This is a genomic window from Christiangramia aestuarii (assembly GCF_009735585.1).
GTDB classification, from domain to species: Bacteria; Bacteroidota; Bacteroidia; order Flavobacteriales; family Flavobacteriaceae; genus Christiangramia; species Christiangramia aestuarii.
Window position 1 is genome coordinate 1 of the sequence record NZ_VJVW01000152.1, and the last position, 379, is coordinate 379.

Annotated in this window: 1 protein-coding gene; it reads left to right on the forward strand. The window is 69.1% G+C overall.

Features of this window, described 5'->3' with window-relative positions; genetic code table 11:
• Positions 1–310 (forward strand): DUF924 family protein (locus FLP08_RS17325; protein WP_156278173.1); only part of this gene is annotated, 310 nt, incomplete at its 5' end.
• Positions 311–379 lie beyond the last annotated feature (69 nt).

The window sequence follows — 379 nt, forward strand, 5'->3', positions numbered from 1 at the left end:
CATGTACGCCAGCGACGCCCAAGCGCGGCGCTGGGCGGAGCGGGCTCTGGGACAAGGCCTCGACCGCCAGGTCGGGGACGCGCTGCGGCTGTTCTTCTACCTGCCGTTCGCCCATGCCGAGAACCTTGCCGACCAGGATCGCTCGGTAGCGCTGAACCACGGACTCGGCCAGCCCTTCCTCGCCCACGCTCGTGAGCATCGCGAGATCATCCGCCGCTTCGGGCGCTTTCCCCATCGCAATCCGATCCTCGGTCGCCCGTCCAGCGCCGAGGAACTCGCCTTCCTCGCCGCCGGCGGCTTCGCCGGCTGAACCGGGGCTCAGCCGGCCCTCCCTAGATAGGCAAGTCGCGATCCAGCAAGCGGTCCAGCAACCAGTTGG